Genomic DNA, 1,689 nt, shown 5'->3' with positions numbered 1-1,689 from the left:
CGAATTCGTGAAAACCTCTCAGGAAATCACAACACTGGAAGGCATTGGACAAAAACTATGTGAAGTTGCATCAGGCTTCGGCTTGAGCGCATCCGCTGTCATCTATGGCACCCCTAGTGTTTTTATTAATTGCTCGCAAGACTCTATGGAAGCTCGCGTACTAAGCAAATTCAGAAACTCTAAAGAGCGAATTATCAGCATTGGCGTCTGAACGATGGTTTGCAGCGACTCCATGGGTGTACTTATAAATGATATGCCAGTTGACGATGAAAGCCGCTACGGTCGTTTCAAAGATCACCTCGCAGTTTTATCAAGCATCTGCGATGGCCGACTGCTCACACTTCAATCTCAAATATCAATGACCGACCAGCGTAAAGATGTACTAGGCCGCGCTATAGGTATGACCGAAAAACAGGTCAAACAGCTAACCAATAAACTTGCTGAACATGATGTCACTGTTCGACAAGTTATGCTTGATATGATTACTGAACTGGAAGCCAAACTATTTTCCTTAGGCCTGGACGAAGATCAGGAAGAACAACTAATGGCACTAGCCTATCAAGCAAGTGACAAACTTGAAGGTATGAAAGATAGCGCTAAGAACCTCGAGAATGAGTTAGGCCTGGTACTGGAAGGTCTGTATGAAGTACTAGCAAAGAACACATAACAGAGTCCAGTGCATGAACTTACCCAAGTCATTCAATACGTTCACCTCTATCATTTGGTACGGCGAAAGAAAGCACAATAACGCAGCTCTCGTTGACGCTCTAATCTCGAGCGGCTACCAGGTCGAGCAAATTAGTAATGAAGATGAGCTGAAAAGCAGATTCCTGAAAGTTCCTACAACGTTTTTAATACTTGACCAACCCAATGATATGGTTCGTTGCATCCAGCTAGTCATCTCTTTCAAGCTGCAAGCAAAGGATTCTGCGTTCACTACAATATTGATCTCTGACAAGGCCAGCATCGAAGACAAGGAAAAATACTATCGAGCAGGCGGCAACGAAATTATACACCCTCCTGTTAGCCATAAAGAATTACTAAGTAAAATCAAGCACTACAAAATGCTATGCGATACCGCTAATCGCTTTGCCCAATCAATCGCAACGGAAGAAAATCTGGGCAAAGCAGAAGAGTCTCGACGCCGTTTTTTAACAACCTTGAGCCATGAACTCAGAACCCCTCTCAATGGAATACTTGGCTTTTCAAAAGCCCTGAAGAAAAAAGACGAAGAGACTCCTTTGGGTAAATCTGGTATCGATGCCCTTAGCCGAATATTTGAAAGCACTAACCAGATCAACGCAATTATTACAACCCTGATCGATATCTCCAGCGCCTCTCTGGGCGCTAAGGGAATGATATCAAAAAACTTCGATATCAGCTCTCTCGCCTTAAAGCTCGAAACCAACTTCAGGCAAGCAGCGCTTGAAAAAGGCTTGGACTTCTCAATTGATTACCCTGATGGCCTAACAATGCTAAGCGATGAAAAGAAAATTTATTCAATGCTGCAGCACCTTGTTGATAATGCCATCAAATTCACTCAAAGCGGTAGCGTCAACATTCGCCTTAACACTGACTTCAACCCCACTAGCGGACAACGCATTATCTTTGAAGTATCAGATACAGGCATCGGAATAGACCCGCGAGACCATAAGCGGATCTTTACCGAAGTCGGGCAATTAAATAACG

Annotated in this window: 3 protein-coding genes; all 3 read left to right on the top strand. The window is 43.6% G+C overall.

Annotated elements, in window-relative coordinates:
* Positions 1-211: hypothetical protein (locus A3757_RS26140; RefSeq protein ID WP_197469657.1), on the top strand; the 211-nt coding region annotated here is incomplete at its 5' end.
* Positions 212-232: 21 nt separating this feature from the next.
* The gene (locus A3757_RS02010) at positions 233-667 is read left to right on the top strand and encodes a hypothetical protein (RefSeq protein WP_068514054.1); all 435 of its coding nucleotides are present in this window, start codon (positions 233-235) and stop codon (positions 665-667) included.
* 13 nt (positions 668-680) lie between these two features.
* The coding region (locus tag A3757_RS02005; RefSeq protein WP_197469656.1) for a hybrid sensor histidine kinase/response regulator at positions 681-1,689 on the top strand (1,009 nt) is incomplete at its 3' end.

The organism is Oleiphilus sp. HI0117, assembly GCF_001635235.1.
The sequence above is the reverse complement of the archived record's forward strand: the minus strand, read 5'-3'. Positions and strand labels throughout refer to the sequence as shown.